At 52.4% G+C, this 23567-nt stretch carries 23 protein-coding genes and 1 pseudogene; 12 read left to right on the top strand and 12 right to left on the bottom strand.

The features are described 5' to 3' along the window. Positions 1-93 precede the first annotated feature (93 nt). Complete coding sequence (ssnA, locus tag LK536_RS38210) at positions 94-1425, bottom strand: putative aminohydrolase SsnA (protein WP_025486520.1); 1332 nt, start codon at positions 1423-1425, stop codon at positions 94-96. A gap of 34 nt (positions 1426-1459) precedes the next feature. Between ssnA and LK536_RS38205 the strand changes: the two are divergent. Continuing rightward, a pseudogene (locus LK536_RS38205) lies at positions 1460-1591 on the top strand (DUF6783 domain-containing protein); the annotation flags it as partial. Here the strand turns inward: LK536_RS38205 and LK536_RS38200 are convergent. Beyond that, a complete protein-coding gene (locus tag LK536_RS38200) occupies positions 1562-1627 on the bottom strand; it encodes a DUF6783 domain-containing protein (RefSeq protein ID WP_506092122.1) in 66 nt (21 codons plus the stop codon). The pseudogene LK536_RS38205 and the gene LK536_RS38200 overlap by 30 nt on opposite strands. Before the next feature lie 298 nt (positions 1628-1925). Between LK536_RS38200 and LK536_RS38195 the strand changes: the two genes are divergently transcribed. The 9 genes from LK536_RS38195 to LK536_RS38155 all read left to right on the top strand — a co-directional run bounded on the left by LK536_RS38195 (position 1926) and on the right by LK536_RS38155 (position 11119). Then, the gene (locus tag LK536_RS38195; RefSeq protein ID WP_008717908.1) at positions 1926-2588 is read left to right on the top strand and encodes a helix-turn-helix transcriptional regulator; all 663 of its coding nucleotides are present in this window, start codon (positions 1926-1928) and stop codon (positions 2586-2588) included. A 47-nt stretch (positions 2589-2635) separates the two neighbouring features. Further along, complete coding sequence (gene dpaL, locus LK536_RS38190) at positions 2636-3844, top strand: diaminopropionate ammonia-lyase (RefSeq protein WP_008717909.1); 1209 nt, start codon at positions 2636-2638, stop codon at positions 3842-3844. 118 nt (positions 3845-3962) lie between these two features. Continuing rightward, the gene (locus LK536_RS38185) at positions 3963-5273 is read left to right on the top strand and encodes a YgeY family selenium metabolism-linked hydrolase (RefSeq protein WP_474912433.1); all 1311 of its coding nucleotides are present in this window, start codon (positions 3963-3965) and stop codon (positions 5271-5273) included. Positions 5274-5602: 329 nt separating this feature from the next. Next, the gene (gene ygeW / locus LK536_RS38180) at positions 5603-6796 is read left to right on the top strand and encodes a knotted carbamoyltransferase YgeW (RefSeq protein ID WP_008717911.1); all 1194 of its coding nucleotides are present in this window, start codon (positions 5603-5605) and stop codon (positions 6794-6796) included. A gap of 139 nt (positions 6797-6935) precedes the next feature. After that, positions 6936-7883: a carbamate kinase gene (gene arcC, locus LK536_RS38175; RefSeq protein WP_025486517.1), complete on the top strand. Its 948-nt coding sequence runs from the start codon at positions 6936-6938 to the stop codon at positions 7881-7883. A gap of 20 nt (positions 7884-7903) precedes the next feature. After that, positions 7904-9274 (top strand): uracil-xanthine permease family protein, encoded by a 1371-nt coding sequence (locus LK536_RS38170; RefSeq protein WP_025486516.1) that lies wholly within the window; start codon positions 7904-7906, stop codon positions 9272-9274. 224 nt (positions 9275-9498) lie between these two features. Then, positions 9499-9840, top strand: coding sequence for a hypothetical protein (locus LK536_RS38165; RefSeq protein ID WP_227795571.1), 342 nt, complete (start codon positions 9499-9501; stop codon positions 9838-9840). Between the two features lie 27 nt (positions 9841-9867). Then, on the top strand, positions 9868-10362 hold the full coding sequence (locus tag LK536_RS38160; RefSeq protein ID WP_008717915.1) for an RNA polymerase sigma factor: 495 nt from the start codon (positions 9868-9870) through the stop codon (positions 10360-10362). Continuing rightward, positions 10337-11119, top strand: coding sequence for an anti-sigma-I factor RsgI family protein (locus tag LK536_RS38155; RefSeq protein ID WP_040379771.1), 783 nt, complete (start codon positions 10337-10339; stop codon positions 11117-11119). The genes LK536_RS38160 and LK536_RS38155 overlap by 26 nt, the downstream gene beginning before the upstream one ends. On the opposite strand, the gene LK536_RS38150 is transcribed toward LK536_RS38155, so the two are convergent. Beyond that, the gene (locus LK536_RS38150; RefSeq protein ID WP_008717919.1) at positions 11116-12156 is read right to left on the bottom strand and encodes an amidohydrolase family protein; all 1041 of its coding nucleotides are present in this window, start codon (positions 12154-12156) and stop codon (positions 11116-11118) included. The genes LK536_RS38155 and LK536_RS38150 overlap by 4 nt on opposite strands. A gap of 109 nt (positions 12157-12265) precedes the next feature. Here LK536_RS38150 and LK536_RS38145 point away from each other — a divergent pair, with 109 nt between their 5' ends. After that, positions 12266-13141 (top strand): LysR family transcriptional regulator, encoded by an 876-nt coding sequence (locus tag LK536_RS38145; protein ID WP_227795572.1) that lies wholly within the window; start codon positions 12266-12268, stop codon positions 13139-13141. A gap of 17 nt (positions 13142-13158) precedes the next feature. On the opposite strand, the gene LK536_RS38140 is transcribed toward LK536_RS38145, so the two are convergent. The 9 genes from LK536_RS38140 to LK536_RS38100 form a co-directional block, all read right to left on the bottom strand. Next, complete coding sequence (locus LK536_RS38140; RefSeq protein ID WP_227795573.1) at positions 13159-13902, bottom strand: SDR family NAD(P)-dependent oxidoreductase; 744 nt, start codon at positions 13900-13902, stop codon at positions 13159-13161. Positions 13903-13913: 11 nt separating this feature from the next. Then, positions 13914-15176 carry a lipase family protein gene (locus tag LK536_RS38135; protein WP_130790286.1) on the bottom strand — a complete coding sequence of 421 codons (1263 nt, stop codon included), beginning with the start codon at positions 15174-15176 and terminating at the stop codon, positions 13914-13916. Between the two features lie 48 nt (positions 15177-15224). Then, on the bottom strand, positions 15225-16184 hold the full coding sequence (locus LK536_RS38130; protein WP_025486510.1) for an ABC transporter ATP-binding protein: 960 nt from the start codon (positions 16182-16184) through the stop codon (positions 15225-15227). A 3-nt stretch (positions 16185-16187) separates the two neighbouring features. Next, a complete protein-coding gene (locus LK536_RS38125) occupies positions 16188-17168 on the bottom strand; it encodes an ABC transporter ATP-binding protein (protein ID WP_025486509.1) in 981 nt (326 codons plus the stop codon). Positions 17169-17185: 17 nt separating this feature from the next. Then, positions 17186-18049, bottom strand: coding sequence for an ABC transporter permease (locus LK536_RS38120; RefSeq protein WP_025486508.1), 864 nt, complete (start codon positions 18047-18049; stop codon positions 17186-17188). Continuing rightward, positions 18046-19005, bottom strand: a complete 960-nt coding sequence (locus LK536_RS38115) for an ABC transporter permease (RefSeq protein ID WP_025486507.1) — start codon at positions 19003-19005, stop codon at positions 18046-18048. Before LK536_RS38115 ends, LK536_RS38120 begins: the two co-directional genes overlap by 4 nt. Positions 19006-19060: 55 nt before the next feature. Beyond that, positions 19061-20770, bottom strand: a complete 1710-nt coding sequence (locus tag LK536_RS38110; protein ID WP_227795574.1) for an ABC transporter substrate-binding protein — start codon at positions 20768-20770, stop codon at positions 19061-19063. A 251-nt stretch (positions 20771-21021) separates the two neighbouring features. Next, complete coding sequence (locus LK536_RS38105; protein ID WP_227795575.1) at positions 21022-21900, bottom strand: DMT family transporter; 879 nt, start codon at positions 21898-21900, stop codon at positions 21022-21024. A gap of 175 nt (positions 21901-22075) precedes the next feature. After that, positions 22076-22849 carry an SIMPL domain-containing protein gene (locus LK536_RS38100; protein ID WP_227795576.1) on the bottom strand — a complete coding sequence of 258 codons (774 nt, stop codon included), beginning with the start codon at positions 22847-22849 and terminating at the stop codon, positions 22076-22078. Between the two features lie 281 nt (positions 22850-23130). Between LK536_RS38100 and LK536_RS38095 the strand changes: the two genes are divergently transcribed. Then, entirely contained in the window at positions 23131-23469 is a 339-nt protein-coding gene (locus LK536_RS38095) for a YqfO family protein (protein WP_227795577.1), read from the top strand. Positions 23470-23567 lie beyond the last annotated feature (98 nt).

Genomic DNA, 23567 nt, shown 5'->3' with positions numbered 1-23567 from the left:
CAGTTGTTTACTTAATTATACATGCTGCGCCTTCTTCATTATAGAGGAAAGCCTATCCAGGCCTGGAAGGCAGTTCCTTCCATCCGCGCATCCTTAACCGTTGATGGAACGCTCCAGCTTCTTAGCCTCTTCCCTTACCTCATAAAGGATCTTCTCCTCATCCAGGCCAATCAGTTCCCGGTCTTTCATAAGGACCTTGCCGTTACATACAGTGGTGATGACGCTCCTTCCGGTCATTCCGAACAGGATGTGTCCGTTGATGTTGGAAGCATCCATCGGTGTTAACGGGATGTAGTCGGTTACGATCACATCTGCGGCAGCGCCTTCCTTCAGCACACCGAGAGGCTTCTTGAAGTAACGGCCCGCAATCTTTGCATTGCCCTCAAAGAGCATCTGGGGAACCTCGCCCCATGCCGCGTTGGCATCGCACAGGTGATGCTTATGCAGTACATTGGCCACCTTCATGGACTCGGTCATGTCATGTGTATAGCCGTCCGTTCCAAGACCGGTTAAAATACCCCTGTGCACGATTTCCATGGTTGGAGGGCATCCGCAGGCATTGCCCATGTTGGACTCGGGGTTATGTACGACCATGGTATCCGTATCCTTAATCAGATCCATCTCATGGGAATTTACATAGATACAGTGGCCTAACAGTGTCTTGCTTCCTAAGATATTGTTGTCCATGAGACGGTCCACAATCCTCTTGCCGTACTTCTTAAGGCAGTCGTGAAGGTCCTCAATGCCCTCAGCCACATGGATGTGGTATCCCACTTCGTCAGGCTTGTTGGCTGCTGCCAGTTCCATGGTCTCATCGGAAATGGTAAACTGTGCGTGCATACCCATCATGCCTGCCAGCATGTCTGTCCCATCAGCCAGGGCATGCTTGATCCAGGCCGCATTCTCCATAACGGCAGCCCTTGCCTTGTCCATGCCGTCCCTATCCGAAACCTCATAGCAGAGGCAGGTCCTGATTCCCATCTCCTTGGCAGCATCCTCGATGGCAAAAAGGCTGTCGTGGATCTCGCCAAAGCTGGCATGATGGTCAAACACAGTGGTGACGCCGTTCTTGATGGAATCCAGATAAGTGGCCCTTGCGCTCTGGCGGGTCTGCTCATTGGTCAGATGGCGGTCAATGGTCCACCACATCCCGTCCAGGATATCTAAAAATCCTTTCGGGTTATATCCCTTAATAGAAAGTCCTCTGGCCATGGCGCTGTAGATGTGCTCATGGGTGTTGATGAACGCCGGCATGATGACGCCCCCCTTGGCGTCAATGAACTCAGCCTCCGGGAATTCCTTCTTCACTTCTTCCAGTGTCCCTACTTTCTTAATCACATTCCCGTCCATTGCCACCGCGCCATTCTCAATGAATGGATTAGCGGCATCCCTTGTCACCAGACGTCCGTTCCCAATAACTAACATAACCTCTCTCCTTTTCTTTTATAGAATACTTTAAATGAATTATATGTGTCAGACAGAAACAATTTGTCCCAGGGAGGGTCCGAACATTCATTTCCGCCATCTGTACGCCCCGCTTCGCGGCATATTCGGCCCAAATTCAGGTTACATAGCCCGCTATGCGCCCTTCATTTGGGCCAAATCTCCCACAAAGCGGGACGCACAGCTGACGGAAAGCAATGTTCGGACCCTCCCTAACCCCATCTTAAAACCATAAACTTTAATAAGATAGAACAGGACTTCCTGTAACCCTATACTAACACCTTATAACCCCATTTGCAAGCATAAAATGCAAAATTTTTTAGATATTCTAAATTTTTTTGTAAAAACCTCTTGCAATTCATTTTTTTTGTGCTATGATGGAATCATAAACAACGCGTCACAACATAGCGAAATGTTTATTGTACAAAGTAACCAGAAACTGATTGGAATTTGAAGAGTCCGAAGAAAGGAAGAAGAAAGCTATGGCATACACACTAGACCTTTTAAAGCAGCTTGCTGATGGCCTGGCAAGGCAGTTCGGACCAGACTGTGAAATTGTGATCCACGACCTGGCAAGGCATGACCTGGAACACTCCATTGTACATATCAATAATGGGCACGTGACCAACCGCCAGGAAGGCGACGGACCCTCCAAGGTAGTTCTGGAGACCCTTCACAAGGATCCGGCCACTTTAAAAGACCATCTTGGATACCTTACCCGTACATCCAACGGCAAGATACTGAAATCCAGTACCTTTTATATCCGTAATAAGGAAGGCGATTCCATTGATTACCTGCTTTCCCTTAATTATGATATAACCGGACTGATGACCGTGGACCGTTCCATCAAAGCCCTCATCGATACCGAACCCCAAGCGGACGTGAAGCAGCAGCCCGAACAGATTGTCCACAATGTCAATGACCTGTTAGACACCCTGATTGAACAGTCGGTGGCCCTTATCGGGAAGCCGGCCGCCCTTATGAATAAGGAGGAAAAAGTAACTGCCATCCAGTTCTTAAACGATGCAGGCGCCTTCCTTATCACTAAGTCGGGTGACAAAGTTTCCAAGTACTTCGGAATCTCCAAATTCACTTTGTACAGTTACATTGACGTTAACAGCCGCAAGGCAGATGATAAGAAATAACATTATAATCATAAACAGCAACACACATACAAGGAGGATTATGTAATATGGATCAGAAGATTCAATGGGCGGTCAATCATATGCCAAAGACAGATGATAAGAACCTGCCAATCATGGGCCTTGAGGAAATCGGAAAGGCAAGGACCTTCCACGAAAGCTTTCCTCAGTACAGCAAGACACCACTTACAAAGCTGGACCACATGGCTGAGTACCTGGGAGTAAAAGAGATTTACTTAAAGGATGAGTCCTACCGCTTTGGCCTGAACGCATTTAAAGTACTGGGCGGTTCCTTCGCAATGGCGCGCTACATTGCCAGCGAGACAGGCAAGGATGTGTCCGAGCTTCCTTATTCCGTCCTCACTTCTGACCAGTTAAGAAAAGAATTTGGCCAGGCAACCTTCTTCACAGCCACAGACGGCAACCACGGCCGCGGCGTTGCATGGGCAGCCAACCGCTTAGGCCAGAAGGCCGTTGTACATATGCCTAAGGGTTCCACCCAGACACGTCTTCAGAACATCGCAAAGGAAGGCGCACAGGTAGACATCCAGGAGATGAACTACGATGACTGTGTACGTCTGGCAGCCAAGGAGGCGGACGAGACAGAGAGAGGCGTGATTGTGCAGGATACTGCATGGGACGGCTACGAGGAGATTCCGGCCTGGATCATGCAGGGCTACGGAACCATGGCCATGGAAGCTGGCGAGCAGTTAAAGGAATACGGCTGTGAGCGTCCGACCCACATTTTCGTACAGGCAGGCGTCGGTTCCCTGGCAGGCGCGGTTGTGGGTTACTACTCCAACCTTTACGCTGATAACCCGCCAACCTTCGTTGTTGTGGAAGCGGAAGCAGCCGCATGTCTCTACAAGGGCGCTGCTGCTGGCGACGGCGACATCCGCATCGTGGACGGCGACATGGAAACCATCATGGCCGGTCTTGCATGCGGCGAGCCCAACACCATCTCCTGGGATATCTTAAAGAACCATGTAAAAGTATTCATCGCTGCCCCTGACTGGGTAGCTGCAAACGGCATGCGTATGCTGGGCGCTCCCATTAAGGGCGACGCACCTGTTACATCCGGTGAATCCGGCGCTGCTCCATTCGGCGCACTGGCAGCCGTCATGACCATGGATGAGTACAAGGATCTGAGAAATGACATCGGACTGGACGGATCTTCCAAAGTCCTGCTCTTCTCAACAGAAGGCGATACGGACCCTGACCGTTACAAGAACATTGTATGGAAAGGTCTCGATAAATAAGCAATAAAGCATCATCCAATAAACCCAATCACCACCGCTGCCTCGCGGTTCACCCCCGCCGGGCGGCACCACCACAATATGAATGCAAATGTATATGGAGGAAATGAAAACAATGAGTCTGGATTACGCAAAAATCAAAGAAGCAGCACAGAATTACGAGAAGGACATGACCAAATTCTTACGCGATATCGTTAAGTTCCCAGGTGAGAGCTGCGATGAGAAGGCACACATCGACCGCATCGCTGAAGAGATGAGGAAGCTTGACTTCACCAAGGTTGAGATTGACCCCATGGGCAACGTACTTGGCTACATGGGAACCGGCAAGACCTTAATCGGCTTTGACGCCCACATCGATACGGTTGGTATCGGCAATAAGAACAACTGGAACTTCGATCCATACGAAGGTTATGAGAACGACACCGAGATTGGCGGACGCGGCGTGTCTGACCAGTGCGGCGGTATCGTAAGTGCTGTTTACGGCGCTAAGATCATGAAGGACCTGGGCCTGTTAAGCGACAAGTACACGGTTCTGGTAACCGGTACGGTCCAGGAAGAGGACTGTGATGGTCTTTGCTGGCAGTATATCATCAATGAAGACAAGGTACGTCCTGACTTCGTTGTATCCACAGAGCCTACTGACGGCGGCATCTACCGCGGACAGAGGGGACGTATGGAGATCCGTGTTGACGTCAAGGGTGTTTCCTGCCACGGTTCCGCCCCAGAGCGCGGCGACAACGCAATCTACAAGATGGCCGATATCCTTCAGGATGTACGCGCACTGAACGAGAATGACGCTGCTGATGACAAGGAAGTCAAGGGCCTTGTGAAGATGTTAGATGAGAAATACAACCCAGAGTGGAAGGAAGCCAACTTCTTAGGACGCGGCACGGTTACCACCTCCGAGATTTTCTTCACCTCCCCAAGCCGCTGTGCAGTTGCCGACTCCTGCTCCGTATCCCTTGACCGCCGCATGACTGCCGGTGAGACATGGGAGAGCTGCCTGGATGAGATCCGCGCCCTTCCTGCTGTTAAGAAATATGGCGATGATGTTACTGTTTCCATGTATGAGTATTCCCGTCCTTCCTACAAAGGACTTACATATCCAATCGAGTGCTACTTCCCAACCTGGGTCATCCCGGAAGACCACGAAGTCACCAAGGCCCTGGAAGATGCTTACAAGAACCTGTACGGCAATGAGCGTATCGGTGTTGCCGCTACCGAGGAAATGAGGAAGGCCCGTCCTCTCACAGACAAGTGGACCTTCTCAACCAACGGCGTTTCCATCATGGGACGTAACGGTATCCCCTGCATCGGCTTTGGACCTGGCGCAGAGGCTCAGGCCCATGCCCCCAATGAGATTACCTGGAAGCAGGATCTGGTTACATGTGCGGCTGTTTATGCGGCACTGCCGACTGTGTATTGTAAGTAAGGAATTATTCGTATTTAAGGATTATCATTGTTTTAGATTATTGTCCGCAGGGTGATTTTTTGGCTGCCATTCAGTGTGGTTTTGCCATCCCGCTGGTCCGCAGTGCCATCTTTTTGGCCTGTGGGGCGGCCAAGAAGCATAGGGCATACGCCCTATGAAAAATAAAATATAATTGCATCCTGCTTATTCGTAAACCATTTTCCATGAAGTCCTAGTGACCTGTTTTATTTCGGCGGCTTATGCTGAAAGCCGCCGAAGGATTACAGGCCCGGGCACCCAGACATTGAAACCAAAAAATATAAATAAATCATATTAAAGGAGTTAATCAAATGAAAACATTACAGGATTACATTGATAAGTTAAACAGCCTCAATTTCAAGGAAATGTACGAGAACGACTTCTTCCTGACCTGGGAGAAGACCGATGAGGAACTGGAAGCAGTATGGACCGTTGCTGACGCCCTGCGCTACATGAGGGAGAACAACATTTCCACAAAGGTATTTGAGAGCGGCCTTGGCATCTCCTTATTCCGTGACAACTCCACACGTACACGTTTCTCCTTCGCTTCCGCATGTAACCTGTTAGGCCTGGAAGTCCAGGATCTGGACGAGGGTAAGAGCCAGGTTGCCCATGGTGAGACTGTCCGCGAGACAGCTAACATGATTTCCTTCATGGCTGATGTCATCGGTATCCGCGATGATATGTACATCGGCAAGGGCAATGCTTACATGCACGAAGTGGTTGACGCTGTCACACAGGGCCACAAGGACGGCATCCTTGAGCAGAAGCCAACCCTGGTTAACTTACAGTGCGATATCGACCATCCCACACAGTGTATGGCTGATATGCTGCACATCATCCATGAGTTCGGCGGCGTAGAGAACTTAAAGGGCAAGAAGTTAGCCATGACATGGGCTTACTCTCCTTCCTACGGCAAGCCACTCTCCGTTCCTCAGGGCGTTGTAGGCCTGATGACACGTATGGGTATGGAAGTTGTCCTGGCTCATCCGGAAGGTTATGAGATCATGCCTGAGGTTGAGGAAGTTGCTAAGAAGAACGCAGCAGCTACCGGCGGTTCCTTCCGCGTATCCCATGACATGGCTGACGCATTCAAGGATGCTGATATCGTATATCCGAAGAGCTGGGCTCCGTTCGCAGCCATGGAAAAGAGAACCAACCTGTACGCTGAAGGCGATTCCGAGGGAATCAAGGCCCTTGAGAAAGAACTGCTGGCTCAGAACGCAGAGCACAAGGACTGGTGCTGTACCGAAGAACTGATGAAGACCACCAAGGACGGCAAGGCCCTGTACCTGCACTGCTTACCTGCTGACATCAACGATGTAAGCTGCAAGGACGGCGAGGTTGAGGCATCTGTATTCGACCGTTACCGCGATCCCCTGTACAAGGAAGCAAGCTACAAGCCATATGTAATCGCTGCCATGATCATGTTAGCTAAGTTTGCTGATCCAGCTGAAATCTTAAAGAAACTGGAAGAAAAAGGAACACCAAGAGTATTCAAATAAATCCCAAACCTAGTCGTAGTACATTGTAGGGGCTGCCGGACAACGGTCCTGCGGCCCTTTTTGTCTCCAAAATAAGTTGTATTGTGCAAATAACAATGCGGGATACCCTCATATCCCGCCTGTAAAGGGGAATTTCACTATGGAAAACAAGAAAAAACGTATTGTCATCGCATTGGGCGGCAACGCACTTGGCAACACACTTCCTGAGCAGATGATAGCTGTTAAGATTACCGCTAAGGCTATCGTGGACCTCATCGAAGAAGGTTGCGAAGTCATTGTAGCCCATGGAAACGGCCCGCAGGTCGGCATGATCAACAATGCCATGGCTGCCCTGAGCCGCGAGGACGCAAACCAGCCAAACACTCCCCTCTCCGTCTGTGTGGCAATGAGCCAGGCCTATATCGGCTATGACCTTCAGAATGCCCTGAGAGAGGAACTTTACAACCGCGAAATGTACGATATCCCGGTTGCTACCATGATCACACAGGTGCGTGTGGATGCAGAAGATCCTGCATTCGACACCCCCAGCAAGCCAATCGGCCACTTCATGACCGAGGAACAGGCCAAGATTGCATCCGAGAAATACGGATACATCATGAAGGAGGACGCAGGACGCGGTTACAGACGTGTGGTTGCTTCTCCAAAGCCAGCTGAAATTGTTGAAATCGGCGCTATCCGCTCCCTGGTTGACTCCGGTCAGCTGGTCATCGCATGCGGAGGCGGCGGAATCCCGGTTACCCGTCAGGGCAATCATTTAAAGGGCGCCAGCGCTGTTATCGACAAGGATTTTGCCAGTGAGCTGTTAGCAGAGGAACTGAACGCTGATTTCTTAATCATCCTCACTGCAGTAGAAAAGGTAGCTATCAACTTCGGAAAACCGGAAGAAAAGTGGTTGGATAATCTCACACCGGACCAGGCCAAGGTATACATGGAAGAGGGACATTTCGCCCCTGGCTCCATGCTGCCAAAGGTTCAGGCCGCTGTGAAATTCGCAGAGTCCAAAGATGGACGTACTGCACTCATAACCTTGCTTGAAAAAGCAAAAGAGGGAATCCAAGGACTGACCGGAACTCAAATTCACCAATAAGCCCAAGGAGGAACTTAAATATGAATCAGGCAGGTAATCAATCAGCTTTATTTGACTATTATGGAAAACCCAGTTTTTCCCAGGCGTTCCCACTTGCAATGCAGCATGTGGTGGCCGCAATCGTGGGGTGCGTAACCCCCGCCATTATCGTATCAGGAGCAGCAGGGCTCAATCCCACTGATAAAGTCTTTTTAATACAGGCAGCCCTTGTTGTGGCAGGTTTAGCCACACTATTACAGCTTTTCCCCATCGGCAATAAGAACGGTCTTCATATCGGAGCCGCCCTTCCTGTCATCATGGGTGTGAGTTTTGCTTATGTCCCCAGCATGCAGGCCATTGCAGGCCATGAAAGCGGGCTGGGGGTTCCGATGATATTAGGCGCCCAGATTGTAGGCGGCGTGGTGGCAATCATTGTTGGTTTTTCCATTAAGAAGATACGCAAGCTGTTCCCGCCGTTAATCGCCGGTACTGTTGTGTTTACCATCGGTCTTTCCTTATATCCCACTGCCGTCAACTACATGGCAGGCGGAGCCGGCAAGCCCCTGGCAAGCGAAATCGGTAAACTGGGCTTTGGCTCATGGCAGAACTGGACAACTGCGTTGATTACTTTAGCCGTTGTCACCGTTTTAAATCATTTCACCAAAGGTATCCTGAAGCTGGCCTCCATCCTTATCGGCGTGATTGTGGGTTATGCCGTTGCCCTGGGATTTGGGCTGGTTGACTTCAGCGGCGTTGCCTCGGCTGGTATTTTCCAGTTCCCGACCCCGCTGCACTTTGGGGTAATATTTGATCCTTCTTCCTGTATTGCAATCGGCCTTTTATTTGCCATCAATTCAATCCAAGCAATCGGTGACTTTTCCGCAACCACCACCGGCTCCATGGACCGTATGCCGGAGGACAAGGAATTACAGGGAGGTATTGTGGGTTACGGTATCTCCAATATCATAGGCGCTGTGCTGGGCGGGCTTCCAACCGCCACCTACAGCCAGAACGTAGGAATCGTAGTGACCACCAAGGTAATCAACCGCATCGTTCTCGGAATGGCGGCTGTCATCCTGCTGGTTGCAGGCCTGATTCCCAAGTTCTCAGCAGTCCTGACCACCATTCCCCAGTGTGTACTGGGCGGCGCTACCATCACAGTATTCGCATCCATTGCCATGACCGGTATCAAGTTAGTCATGACAGAGGACATGAACTACCGCAATACTTCCATCGTAGGCCTTTCCGTAGCATTAGGAATGGGCGTTACACAGGCAGCCAATTCCCTGGCAGCATTCCCTGACTGGGCAACCACCATCTTTGGTAAGTCCCCTGTTGTGGTTGCAACCTGTGTGGCAATCCTGCTGAACGTAATCCTTCCAAGGGATAACACGGCAGCGAAAAAGAATTAATCCTCTAATTGTATGTAATGGTACAGCTAGTTTATAATGTATGGAAATGCCTCTGGCCTGGATTCGCGGCCGGAGGCATTTTCATGTTCCCCTTTTTCCTATTCCCAATATCCGTTTTAAGCATGTTTTTGCAATTCATAACAGAATTTCAATCATCCTGAAAGGATACGGCCTTCACAATCGTATTATGGATGAGACACTAATTGAGAAGGAGATTGAAAATCATGAAAATCAGGACTATAATAGCAACAGCAGTAACAGGAATCGTATTAATGGCAGCAGGCAGCAGCCTTGCCTTTGGCGCGGACTGGACGTGTCCAAGGGGCTATGGGGACTGTACCAGCTATGAATACTGCACCACCCATGACCATGGGGACTGTGACGGACACTGGTCTGAGGAAGGCGGCTGGGTGTGCCCGGACGGGACCCACAGCTATAGCTGCTCCTCTTCCACCGCTTCCTCCCCATCCGCCGCTTCCGGCAGCAGACGCGGTCACCACGGTGAACACAGGCAGGGCGGTCAGGGACATCACGGCAGCCATGGATGCGGGACGGGTCGCAGATAAGCATATGCCATACCAGATGGAGAAACAATGCGGCAGGAAACAGATGTAGAGCAGGCAATCGAGCAGTATGCTGACATGATAAAGCATATCTGCCTTGTCTATATGAAAAATGAAAGCGATACAGAGGACGTGTTTCAGGATGTGTTTTTGAAATACGCCCTTTTTTCTGAACCCTTTGAGTCGGAAGAACATAAAAAAGCCTGGCTGATTCGTGTGGCCATTAACCGGTGCAAGGATGTGCTCCGAAGCTTTTTCCACAGGAATACATGTTCCCTGGACGAGGCCATGGCCGTGGCCGCCCCTGACAGCGGGGACTTCTCCCATGTGCTGGAGGCCGTCATCCGGCTTCCTGAGAAGTATAAGATCCTGGTGTACCTGCACTACTACCAGGGATATTCCGCCGTGGAGATTGCAGGCATCCTGCACAAAAAGGTGAATACCGTATATACGCATCTGGCAAGGGCCAGGGCAGAATTAAAAGACATGCTGGGAGGTGATGAAGGTGAAACAGGAAATCCGTAAGGCATTTGACGCGGTCCGGTGCGAAGACGGACTGAAGGAGCGGACACGTGACCGTGTAATACGCAGGATGGGACAAAAGCAGCCAAAACCTGCCCTGCGCCGGATGAGACTTGCCGTGTCCCTGGCGTGCCTGCTGGTGTTTGCCGGAAGTGGATTCGGCGGATACCAGCTCTACTATGCGGAGGCAGCCACCATCAGTATTGATGTGAATCCCAGCATTGAACTGGGAATCAACCGGTGGGGAAGGGTTGTGGAGGAAGTCCCCTATGGCAGGGACGGGGAAATGGTGCTGCGCCAGGTTTCCCTGCGGCATCTGGAATATGAGGAAGCCCTCAACCGCCTGCTTGGCAGTGAGGTCATGCAGGACTACCTGAAAAAAGACGCCCTGCTGTCCATCACACTGGAGAACAGGGGCGGGGACGGCATTTTACTGGAAAACCTCCAAAGCTGTGTGGACACCACCCTCAAACAGTGCCACAGCCAGGCCAGGACAGAATATGTCAGCGTGGACGGCCACATGTGCCAGGAAGCCCACAGCCTTGGCATGTCCGTGGGGAAATATCACGCCATACAGGAGCTTCTCACCGCGGACCCGCAGGCCACCCTGGACGAGTTCAAGGATAAGTCCATGAAGGAAATCAAGGGACATACGGAGCACTGTGGGCACAAGGCACAGGAAACAGGGGAAAAGGAAACAGGGGAAAAGGCAGCCGGTGGCTGCCATAATAGGGGGCATCACGGAGGGCGGGAGGACTAACAGCCCTCAATCCCATAAAGCCTCACGGCATTCCTCCAGAGGATGTCCTCCTTCTCTTCCCCTGATATATCCAGACTTCTTATGAAATCAGGCCCGTCCGTAAGCCATTCCATGCGCACAGGGTATGAGGAGCCATAGATGATATGGTCTGAACCAAGTACCCTTACCGCGCCCTCAAGCGCTTCCCTGCCCCATGGCTGCGCATGGCTGGTCTCAAAGAACAGGTTCTCAGATAGATACCGCTCCATCTCATCCCCGTTATCCTCAAAACGTCTTACCTCATCCTTTCCCACCGACCTGGCAGGGACCATCATGTTCCGGAAGGCAAAGAAGCCGCCGCCCAGCATGGAATGGACCATCTTAACATGCGGGTATTTCCCGAACATCCCGCTCATCATTTCCCTGCACACGGCCGTCATCTGGTCGGCACAGCGGCCGTAGGACCTGCGGAGGTTGTTATATGCCAGCAGGGAACCATGGTCAACCGGCAGCGGGGTATGGTGGACGTAAACCGTCATCCCGTACGCCTCCAGCCGTTCAAACAGGGGGGCAAAGGCTTCATCGTCCAGATACAGCTCCCCATAATGGGCGCTCATCTGTACGCCCTTCATTCCCAGTTCCTCATGGCATCGCTCCAGCTCCCTCAAGGACGCCTCCCCGCCAAAGGGAGGTATGACCGCAAGAGGGACCAGACGCCCATGGCTGCGCACACCGTAATCCGCCATCCCATCATTGAAAAGCCTGGCCATGTCAAGGCCCATCCATTCATGGCAGCAGGGTACCTTCATGACCGCCCGGTCAATCCCGGCCCGGTCCATGTCCGCAAGCTGTGTATCAAAATCATAATCCCCCTCCGCATAATTCACGCCTGGGCAGCCTGCGGGGCGCTCGATGACGATTTCCTTTCTTCCGTCATTGTCCCGGACCCGTCCCAGGGTTCCATAAGCCCGGGGAATATCTGCCAGGAACGTTTGGAGCAGCCTGTCATCCTTGAACACCTGTTCCGGGAACCAATATACATTTGCATCTATTACCATCTTACGATACCTCTTTCTCTTGATTCATGGCTTGCGGTTTTTAGCAGAAAACCTTATAATGTTTAGGAAGGTATCTCACTTTTAACCGAATTAATACAGGAGACCATGAATGGATATTGACTATATACATGAATTCGTTGTTCTGGCCGGGACCGGCAACTACATGGAAGCCGCGGACAGGCTGTTCCTCACCCAGTCCTCTCTCACCAGGCATATACAGAAGCTGGAAGCCGACCTGGGCGTCACACTCTTTGACCGCACCACCAGGCGCATTGAACTGAATCAATACGGCAGGCTGTTCCTTCCCTATGCGGAGCAGATAGCGCTGCTGCAAAAGGACTATACCACGGCCTTCTGCAATGAACTGAACCGTGAGCGGGGCACCATACGCATTGGCGCCATTCCCGTGATGGCCCAGTACCATATCACGGATATCCTTGCCCGTTTCCAGCAGGAGAACCGGAATTACATGCTGGATATCCAGGAAGCGGATTCCCTGCAGCTGATCCAGATGCTCCGTGAGGAAAGGATTGACTTTGCGGTCATACGCGAATCCGATGACGCATCCAGCTCATTCAGGAAGATTCCCATTACCCAGGACACCCTGGCAGCCCTGATGCCGAAGAACCATCCCCTGGCCGGCAGTGAACATATTGAGCTAAAGCAGCTTTACCGCGATTCCTTCCTGCTTCTTGGAAGGGACACGTTCATGTATTCCCTTTGTGTCCGTGAATGCCGTACGGCCGGCTTTGAGCCTCATATCGCATTTACCAGCAACCGGGTGGACAATATCATCGGACTGGTAAGCAAGGGCATGGGCGTGGGACTGCTTACCAAACGGCCTGTCATGTCAGCCAACCACTCCGACATCGCGGTCGTGGATGTCCTTCCCGCCATCACCACCACCATCAGCCTGGCCTATCTGCCCGATAAGAAGCTCACAGCCCCCCAGCAGCAGCTGGTCCGGCTTTTTGAGAGCCTGTAAGTGCACAGGCTCCTTTTTTATCCCATAAACAGCCCGCCGTTAAGGCGGAGTACCTGCCCGGTCATGAATCCTGCTTCCTCGCTTGCCAGATAACACACCACAGCCCCAAACTCCTCCGGTGTCCCATTCCGTCTTACCGGTATCCGGGGGACCAGCGTCCGGTTGTCCAGCTCGTCTTCCCCTTCCGGCGCATGGTCATTCTCCATGCCGCCCCTGGCAATACAGTTAACCGTTATGCCCTGGACGGCCAGCTCCCTGGCCAGATACCTGGTCATGGAAATCACCCCGCCCCTGGCAGCACATTCTAAAAGTCCTTCCTCTAAAAGCCCGTTTTCCGCACCTGTACCGGACACCAATATAACGCGCCCCGCCCTGCTCTTCTTGAGATAGGGGATTGCCTTCTGCACCATGGTAAAGCTTCCGGTGATCTGATGGTGGAGCTTCCCGTCCAATTCCTCCTCCGTTATATCGGATAAATCCTGACGGCGCGCCGCCGCGCCCTGGTTCGGTATAATCACATCCACTGAACCGAATCTCCGGTATACCTCACCATAGACAGCCCCATCCCCGTCCTCATTGCTAAGGGCAATGCATGTCCCTGGATTATCTTCCACCTCCGCAATCAGCCGTCCCGCATCTGCCATGTTGTGGGTTACCATCACCACATTCATCCCGGCCGCGGTCAGCATCCTGACCGCCCCGGCCCCCACATGGCCCGTTGCCCCGGCAATGACTGCCGTACGTCCCTTTAATGTATACATACCCATCTCCGTCATATGAACCGTCCATTCTGGTCAATCCACGAGTCAACAAAATCAAACAGCACCTTAACCGTATCCCCGAACTGCCCCGGATACGTCTCCGCCTCATAAGCCGGGGTGAAATTATGTCCGGCCCCTTCCACAAAGCCAAGGGTCTTATCCGTGCTTCCCGCCCGCTCATATATCACCTCGGACGCCAGATATTCATAGCTTCCCGTCATCCCCATGACAAGCATGGGAACATGGATTCCCGGCACATTGGAGGGTGGGCAGCAGTAGCTGGAATCCCAGTCAATCCCGTAAACGCCGTCTTCCCCCACCCGGAAATCCTCCGTGGTCCGGACGGCCTGGGAACGCAGATATGTCTTGACCGTGGTCATGACCCCGCCGCACCTGAGGGAACCTGTATTCTGCTGTCCCGGGCGCGACACCCTGACGCTGGGCACCACCTGCAGCGTGATGCTGCCATCCCCGTGCAGCAGGGGCCACTCCTTCTTTGTATGGGACAGCAGGCTGAGGTCCTGGGGAAACAGTTTGTTGTTAGGCGCAATCTGGTTGGCGCCCGGAATCACCATAGGCTCATCATCCGAGTACGCTCCCTTTCCCTCCTCAATATCCCTGAGCCGGTTAACGGCATGTTCAATCAGCCGGTTGCCCCGTTCCCCCTGGGCCTTATAAAACCTGCGTTTAAACCCTTCGCTGTAATGGGCGCCGTCCGGGTGGAACCCATGATCCATGTTAAATAAATCCAGCCCCGGATCCCGTCCGGCACCCCCTGACTCCTCCATGACGGCAGGATCCAGGCTGAAGAGTGTCATGGCCCCGTTGCCAAAGTTGGAATCCAGGAAAACCACCCCGTCCGCAGCAGGCAGTGTCTCAATCAGCCCGCAGGGAATCAGCTTTTCAGGCCCCTGGAACACCTCCACGCCGTTTTCAGCCACGCACTGGTATGCGCTCATAAGGGTGGCGCCGCCGCTGTGGCCCAGCAGAAGTACCTTTTCAATACCGGGATAGCCCTTTAAAAATTCCACGGCAGCCTTCACATTCAGCAGCTTATCGTCCAGCGTTGATTTGGCATCTGCCACCGTTGCAGCCAGGACGCGGTATCCCCGCCTGGCCAGTTCCGGAGCCGGTAAAAATCCCAGATAGCTTTCATCTGAATGCATCAGCACAATGCCGATCTGGCTTTTCCTGCCCAGCAGTTCCGGTTCATACAGCAGTCCCGTCACCCTGTCCGGCAGCGGTACAAATGCGATTCTATAATTATCAGACATATAAGACCTCTCTTATTTTCCTTTTTAGATTACCAGGGAGTACAATCCCTAGAGCGTGTTTATCTCCGCCACACGGCAGCAGGACACAAAATGACGGTCGGAAACCATGGTCAGCTGCTGCGGTTCCCTGCACGCCTCCTTTGCATAGGGACATCTGGAATAAAACCTGCATCCCGGCTTCGGGTTGATGGGAGAGGTAATCTCCCCCTTCAGCGGAAGCCGCTTCATGGGATGGAGGATATCCGTGGACGGGATTGCCGAAAGCAGCGCCTTTGTATACGGATGCAGGGTGTGCGCAAACAACTCCCTGCTGGGCGCCTTCTCCACCAGCTGCCCCAGATACATCACGCATATATTGTCCGAGATATGCCGCACCACGGAAAGGTCATGTGTGACGAACATATAGGCCACCTTGCTCTTCTCCTGCAGGTCCATCAGCAGGTTCAGCACCTGGGCCTGGATGGAGACATCCAGGGCGCTGACCGGCTCGTCGCAGACAATGAACTCCGGGTTCAGGGCCAGTGCCCTGGCAATCCCCACCCGCTGGCGGCGTCCCCCGTCCAGTTCATGGGGATAGGAGCGTCTGAGCCGCTCATCCACCCCCACCAGGTCCATCAGGCGGTTGGCCTCATCCCGCAGTTCCGCCTTGGAATGAAACCTTCCCGAATGCTCCAGAGGTTCCATGATGGTGGATTCAATCCGCATGCGGGGGTTCAGGCTGGAATAGGGATCCTGGAACACAATCTGCATCTGTTCCCGCACCCTGCGCAGTTCACCCTTGCGTACATGGGTGATATCCTGGCCATTTAACAGGATCTGCCCCTCCGTGGCCTCCTGCAGGCGGATTATGGTGCGCCCCAGGGTGGATTTACCGCATCCCGACTCCCCCACTACCCCAAGGGTCTCACCTTTTTCAATGGAAAATGATACATCATCCACCGCATGGTTGGTTCCGGCAGGCACTTTGAAGTATTTTTTCAAATGTTTTACTTCTATCAGGGACGGCATACACTAATCCTCCTTATGTTTGAGACCGCATCTGCAAAAATGCCCGGGTGCAATTTCTCTGAATTCAATTTCCCCTTTGCCGCATCCGCCCTTTGCATGGGGACAGCGCGGTGCAAATGCGCAGCCCTCCGGCAGGTCCGTGGGGTCAGGCGGGGAACCTGCAATGGGTTTTAACCGCCTTACATCTGTATTCATGCCTGGCAGTGACTGGAACAGGCCAATGGTGTATGGGTGGGACGGATGGAGGAACACGGCCTCTTTGCTGCCATATTCCAGGATCTGCCCCGCATAGATCACTGCCACGTAATCACTTGTCTCCGCCACCACCCCCAGGTCATGGGTAATCAGCAGCATGGACGTGTTATATTTACATTTCAGGTCCTTAATCAGATCCAGCACCTGGGCCTGTATGGTGACGTCCAGGGCCGTGGTTGGCTCATCGGCCAGCAGCAGGTCCGGGCTGCAGGCCAGGGCCATGGCAATGACAACCCTCTGCTTCATGCCGCCGGAGAACTCAAAGGGGTATTCCCCAAACCGCTCTGCCGGGATACCTACCATCTCCAGCATATTGGCGGCCTCCTCTTCCGCCTCCTTCCTGGTATAGCCATTGTGCAGCAGAAGGCCTTCCACAATCTGTTCCCCCACCGTCATGATGGGGTTCAGGGCCGTCATTGGGTCCTGGAAGATCATGGCGATTTTCTCACCCCGGATTTTCAGCATTTCCTCCTCCGGTTTTTTTAACAGGTCCTCACCCTCCAGGATGATTTCCCCACTCCTGAGCCTGGCGGGCGGATTGGGCAGGATTCCAAGGATTGCCTTGGCAATGGTGGTCTTGCCCGCGCCTGTCTCCCCTACCAGGGCCAGCGTCTCCCCCTTATCCATGTCAAAGGAAATGCCGTTGACCGCATGAACCGTCTTCCTGCCTGAGGTATAGACCACATCCAGGCCGCGCACCGAAAGAAATTTTTCTGTTTTCTCATTCATTTCCACAAACTCTCCTTTCAACTGCGCAGCTTCGGGTCCATGGCGTCGCGAAGCCCGTCGCCAATCAGGTTAATGGCCAGCACGGTCAGCGCAATGACAATTCCAGGGAACATGATTAAATGCGGGTAATTCAAAATGTGGGTGCGGGCATCCGCCAGCATGGCTCCCCACTCCGGCGTAGGCGGCTGTACCCCCAGGCCGATGTAGGAAAGGGCGGCAGCCATGGTGATGTTCATGCCTATGTTCATGGTGGCGTCCACGATGACCGGAGATACCACATTGGGCAGTATATGGCGGAACATGATGCTTAAATGGGAGCAGTTGATGGATTGGGCCGCCTCCAGGTAATCCTTGGAACGTTCGGAGAGAATCTGCCCGCGGATCAGACGCACATCAATGGGCACATTGCCAATGGCCAGCGCCAGCACGGTATTGAAAAATCCGGCGCCCAGCACAGCGGAAATCAGGATACACAGCAGCATGCCCGGCAGGCTGGACCAGATATCCAGAAACCGCATGATGACAGTCTCTGTCCTGCCCCCGAAATAACCGGCAATACTGCCTATGATACATCCCATGACCGCGCTGAACAGTGCGGCGCAGATGCCAAGGGCAAGGGAATAGCGTCCGCCGTAGAGCAGACGGCTGAACAGGTCCCGTCCCATTGCATCCGTGCCGAAGATATGTCTTCCTGAGGGTGTAGCAAACATATTGGCCAGGTCCATTTCATTGACGCCATAGGGCGCCAGCAGGGATGCCGCCGCACAGGATATGGTAATCAGGGCAAGAAGGATGACACCCACCCTTGCGCCTTTATTTTTCCAGATTCTTGCAAATGTCTCTGCAAGCAGCGATGATCCGCCCATACCATTCATTTTCATGCCTTCACCGCCTTTCGGGCTTTACCGCCGGAATACTGCGCCTTGATACGCGGGTCAATGAATGCGTAAATCAGATCCACTGCCAGCATGACCAGGGCTGTGAAAACCGCAAAGAACAGGACGCATGCCCGGACCACCGGGTAATCGCGCATATTGATGGCGTTCAGCATGTAAAGACCCACGCCAGGCACTGAAAAAACACTTTCAATCACAGCCGAACCTGCCACTATCCTTGCAAACCCGGCCCCGATGGAGGTGATGATCGGCATCAGCGCATTGGGAAGCATGTGCTTTAATACCACCATTTTCTCACGCTGTCCTTTTGCCCTTGCGGTTGTGATATAATCCTCCCGGAACACGCCCAGCATGCTGGCCCTTGTCTGGCGCGCATTGACCGCGATTCCTCCCAGGGCGCTGCAGATGATGGGCATCACATAAAACTGGGGACCTCCGATGCCATAGGAAGGAAGCCAGCCAAGCCTGGCTGAAAAAAGCAGGATCATCATCAGGGCCACCCAGAAATCCGGGCAGGAGATGAAGATCATGGCAATTGCCATGGTAAGGGAGTCCTGCCATCTTCCCTCGTGGGTTGCCGCGAAGATTCCAAGGTACAGGCCCAGGCCCAGGTTCAGCACCATGGCGCAGACCCCGATTAATATGGTCCTTGGAAGGCGGACCAGCATTTCCTGATAGACCGGTTTATCATAAACCCAGGAATTGCCGAAATCAAACCGGATGAATGTATTGTAAAAATAGTCTCCAAGCTGTACCAGATACGGCCTGTCAATCCCCATCTTAGTCCGCATGAGAGCAATGTCCGACGCGGAGGCATTGCCTCCGGCAATCACGATAGCCGGATCGCCGGGGGTAAAATAGAGGATTGTGAATATGATGAATGCCGTACCAAGCACGATTACAATCATCCAGAGCAGTCTTTTCAATATATATTTTCCCATATGTCTCACTCCGATTTTTGAAACCTGCCTGATTCACAGGAACTGTTTTCAGGAACTAGTCAAGGTAATAGTCGCATGCCCCGGGAAGCAGGAATTCACTTTCACGGTAAACCAAGGTTGCAAAATCCTTACTGTACACCGCGTTCATCTGCGGCATGCACAGGGCGTGGTAGTAGGCGTTTTCTACAATATAGTCATGTACCCTGGTCATGTTTTCCTCGTTGTGCCCGTCAACCGTATTGGCGGTCATGAACAGCTCCTGCAGTTCATCATCATGGAGGAATGCCATGTTAAATCCGGTGCCGAACTCATTATAGTTGATTGGACGGTTCCACTCCCCCACCTGTGTGCCGCCTCCGGGGTTCCAGAGAAGGATGTCCCATGCATCCGGATTGTTCACATCAGACTGGACCAGCGCGCTTTCCTTGGCATTGATTTCCACATTGATCCCGGCCTGTAAGAGCAGGGCCTGTATCATGGTCATGATGCTCTTGATATCTTCCCGGTTAAAGCCTTCCAGCCTCAGGGTCTCGCCGTTATAGCCGGACTGTTCCAGATATTCCTTGGCCTTTTGGAGGTCATATGTATTCATATAGGTTTCCGTGCTCTCCCACGCAGGATAATAATCCTCAAAGAACGGGGTGCCGAATGCCTTGGCTGCAATGGATGTGCCGGTGGCTGCCGCAATTGCTTGATTGTCAAGGGCATAGAAGATTGCCTTTCTCAGATTGACATCGCTCATCAGGTTGTTTTCAGAGCAGTTGGGAATCAGGGTATACAGTTCCGAACCCTGGGTCACATATACGCCATACCGGTCCGCATACTGTCCGCCCTCTGAAAAATCCTTCAGGTTCTCTGCCGGGACAGCCTGTGAATACTGAATCTGGTCCGTGCTCAGTGCAATGACGTGCTGGGATGCCTCTGCAATGATGTCATACTCAATGGTCTCCACATTGGCCTTGTGGTTTGAATCCCTTAATTCCGCTGTCTGCCAGTATTTATCATTGGCTTTTAAAGTCAGATGCGCGCCGGAAACATATTCAGACACCACATACGGCCCTGTCCCGATGGGCTTGTCCGCAAAGCCGCCGATTTCCTCGTAGGATTTCTGGGAAACCACCATGGTACGGCACCAGGGCCATTCCAGGGCGCCCACCTGTACCACGGGACCTGTCCATGTGTATTCCAGCGTATAATCATCAATGGCCTTGACGCTGTCAAAAATATCATACTTTACGGCATTTCCCGAATCCACCAAAAGGCCTGTGGAGAATACCACATCCTGGGCCGTGATATGATTGCCCGCGGCATCGTAGATGTTGTCGTGGAGGGTCACCCTTGTATGGGTTTCATCCACATCCTGATACTCCTTTGCCAGGATAGGGATATATCCGCCTCCCCTGAAATCAAACAGCGCCTCATAAATATTATAATAAATGTACTGCTTACTGTGGTCGCCCGCCCAGGTATACGGCGCAAGGTCCTGGGGGTCGCTGGACAGGGCAACGGTCACCTTCCCATACCGTTCATCTGAATCCGCCGTGGTCTTCCTGCTGCTGTCCGCCTTGGGCGCTTCTGACGAGGCAGCCGGCGCCTCTGCCGGTGCAGCCCCTGCCTGCGCGGCGGTTCCCCCTGTCCCGGAAGCACTGCCTCCCGGACTGCCTGGATTGCCGCCCCCGCAGCCTGCCAGTGAAACCGCCATTGCGGCTGCCAGCGTCATTGCCGCCACACGCTTAGCCATGTACTTACCCCATTTTTTTTGCATTGTCGTACCTCCCATTTTTTGTTACACTGTTATTTTGCAGACATTTTGTACAAAGTACATATTTCAATGTAGTTTTATTTTAGTATATCCATGGATAATGTACAAACCGTATTTGAAGTTGATTTATGCAGTTTGTGCAATTATCCCTGGAGAGCACAAAAAAAGCAGCCTGAGGAAACAGGCCGCTTTGATTGCTATACTCAGATTTCAGATGCCGGCTCATTCCCGGCTGCGTTTTATCCATACTTACATTACCTGTGCAGGAACATGTCCTTCTCCATTACGCTGACAATAATACCCATGCAGATCAGAACGCCGCCCACAACAAAGTTCCATGTAAGGACCTCCCCCAAAAGGACCACCCCCAATACAGCGGATGTAAGGGGCTGTAGCGGGTAAAACATGGAGCACACGCTGGCGTCCAGAAGCTTAAGCCCCATGTTCCAGAGTGTGTGGGCCACCGCAGTTCCCACTACCCCCAGGTAAATGCAGGCAAGGACAGCGGACCCGGTCAATACGGGCGGTGTTTTTACCGCTTCCACCATGGCGCACGGAACCGTGAAGATAAGGGCAGCCCCCAGCCCGTACAGCGCAATCTGGACCGGGTCATATCCCCCGGAAACCTTCCTGATGGCCACGGAAGCAGTGGACCATAAGAGTACGGAGCAGACAGAGGCCGCCAGCCCTGCCGCGTTCACTGACGCGCCTCCCACCCCCAGGATGATGTATACCCCCGCAATCGATATGCAGATGCTGGCAATATGCCGTTTACGTATCTTTTCCTTCAGGAAAACAGCTGCCAGAAGGGATATGGTAATGGGGTTCATGCCGTTAATCAGGGAGGCCAGGGAGGCATCCAACAGCTTGGTTCCTATCAGCTGGAACGTAATGGAAACAAAATATCCCAGCCCGCCTACAATCCATATGTATTTCCAGTCCCCCTTCTGTACGGTGCGCCTTGTCTTTCTCATGTGCAAAAGCACGATAAGGCACGCGCCCGCCACCAGATACCGGAAACACAGCACGGTAAGAGGCCCCATGGACGCCAGGGCGTATTTGCTTGCTATGTAAACACTTCCCCATATAAAACATGTAATTATGACATATAAGTAGCCGATACGGTTTTTCATTTCACGCTCTCCTTTTCCCCGTCATCCTGTCCGGGGCCAACAACTGCAATCATAATATATCTGCCGGGAAATATCAATATGGAATTTCCGATTATGTGCCATTATGGGCCGGGCCGGGGAACCAGGAAAACGGCGCCGGGAAAATGAATCTCCCGGCGCCGTCCCATGACCATGCTTATTGGATTGTAAAGTCCACTGTTACCTGCGCCTCCACGCTTACTTCCCCCGGCATCACAGCCATGTCAGCCGCTGCCGCGGTTCCAGCCGCCTTGCCTGGACCGGAACTGTTATAGGATGCATATCTTGCATTCGGATTGTATCCGTATTCCTCCACATGGGAAACGCTGCCAACGGTCTTGCCGCTGGCCTCTGCCAGCGCATCTGCCTTGGCCCTGGCCACTGCCATGGCTCCCTTTAACGCCTCCTGGTAGCTTGCGTCATAGCTGCTGGAAAAGTATGTAACGGAATCAATTCCATTGACGCCTGCCGACACTGACTCTGCCAGGATGGTTCCCGCCTGGTCGATGGGGATATCCGAAACCGTCAGCCTTGTGGTCATCTCATATCCTGTAACCGCCTGGTCAGATGAGTTCCAGTCATGGATGGGGTTCAGCCCATAGGATGAGGTCTGGATGGATTTCTCCTCCACCCCAAGGGATTTCAGCTTCTCAATGGCTGCATCCAGATCCTTTGCATTCTCTGACTGGCACTCGGCAGCCGTGTCCTTCTTGGTATAGATGGAATATTCAATTTCCGCCATGTCCGGTACCACCTTCACCTCTTCCTTGCCGATGACGGTGATTGTATTGCTTGCCGCGTCCACGTTCTGCACCTTGATGGTGTCCGGTATCTGTGTCCCTGTGCCGCAGCCTCCCAGCCCCAACGCCGCCGCTGCCACTGCTGCGGACAGGCCTGCTGTATAGATGGTCCTCTTCATGTTTATCTTCATTATAAATGCCTCCCTTCTTCCATGCCATGGAAGATATTTTTTCTACACCCTTATATTACCAGAAACATCCGGCCATGGTATTTCTTTTCTCTTAAATAATAGGTTTTATTTGTTTACGAAGTTTCTACGAAATTATTGCTCTTGGCATATTTGTGTTTTCATATCAATCTGTGTTATATTTATACGAGACCATGCGCAAACGCGGGAACCATGCACTCCCGGAATATCATAAGAAGGTGATGGAACATCATAGGAAGAGAACAGGAAAGGCGGAATAAGCAATGGAAACATTTAAGAACTGCAAGCTGGAGATTTTCATCCCCCAGTCCCATCTGTCCGCGCTGCAGAAAGCGCTTCAGGCGGTGGACGCCGGACATATCGGACAATATGACAGCTGTATGTCATACAGCCCTGTGACAGGCTGCTGGCGGCCGTTACAGGGAAGTACGCCCTATATCGGCAATATGGGGGAGCTGAGTACGGAACCGGAGATGAAGGTGGAAGTGACCTGTCCGGCTGAAAAGGTAAAGGAAACACTTAGGGCCATTAAAAATGTCCATCCCTATGAAGAGCCGGTCATCAATGTAATCCCTCTGTACATGACCGGTATTGATGTATGAAACATGATCCCAACAAAAAAAGGTTCTATACTGAATGTTGGGGTGTGCTGAAAAGCACACTTCCAACATTCTTTTGATTGTAATAAAATACATCTATA

It is taken from the genome of Clostridium pacaense (genome assembly GCF_020709765.2).
Lineage (GTDB): Bacteria > Bacillota > Clostridia > Lachnospirales > Lachnospiraceae > Enterocloster > Enterocloster hominis.
Note: the sequence above shows the minus strand (reverse complement) of the source record. Positions and strands in the feature narration are given on the sequence as shown.